This is a genomic window from Dellaglioa sp. CoH-57-MRSF-22, from assembly GCF_056781895.1.
This window is the reverse complement of record NZ_JBXAXT010000035.1, coordinates 1-684: the sequence shown is the minus strand read 5'-3', so window position 1 is coordinate 684 and position 684 is coordinate 1. Positions and strand designations below refer to the sequence as shown.

The 684-nt window shown below is 52.5% G+C and carries 2 protein-coding genes; both read right to left on the bottom strand.

Annotated features, from left to right (window positions below):
• On the bottom strand, positions 1-231 hold a 231-nt coding region (locus AC1RPR_RS07965; RefSeq protein ID WP_481763428.1), incomplete at its 3' end, for a hypothetical protein.
• 12 nt (positions 232-243) lie between these two features.
• The coding region (locus AC1RPR_RS07960) for a hypothetical protein (RefSeq protein ID WP_481763427.1) at positions 244-684 on the bottom strand (441 nt) is incomplete at its 5' end.

Sequence of the window (684 nt, the reverse complement as noted above, 5' to 3'; positions counted from 1 at the left end):
GCCGTTATAGGCCATAAGTGCGCGCCACAAGCTTGTGTCTCCGTAGAACTTGTAGGCCAGCCCCGGAAGATTGGCCATGTCCAACATGCTCAACTGGTAACGCGACTGATTAGGAACGTTGAAGCGCACGTTCTTGAATCCGGATTTGAACATGTTGTAGTTCGAACCGGTATTGTCCACGGGTGTAAACCTGCTCCAGTTAAGGTCTCCGGAGTATCCTTCCATTGGCATAATTAGCGCTCCTTAGAATGAGCTAAACAGATTCTTAGCCGCACTAGCCACGCCCGGCAACGAGTACGTAGCATCACACGACAGCGGTGTGGACGCGCTCGGGTTGATGAATAGCGTATCTAGGTCTTGCTGTGTGAGCATGAACAGAGGCTTGAATTCAACCAGCACGCGGCAGTGGTGCGGCAGACCAGTCTGTGCATCGAAGTTCGAGGCCGCCGTTATAGAGACTCGCGTGATAACCACTGAGTCGAAGAACAGATAGTTGCCAATCTTGATCGAGATGCGGTTCTTCAGCTTCGTGTTCCAGTAGGCAGCAGTACCCATGCTCGGGTTTACCGTGGCATCTGCCGGTACCGTATTGTTGGCTCCATCATTCGAGTTCTGCGACGTGTTGGTCAGCGACCCTGCCTTTGGCGTTATGCCTACAGCCCTCAGGAAATTGGTTACGTTATC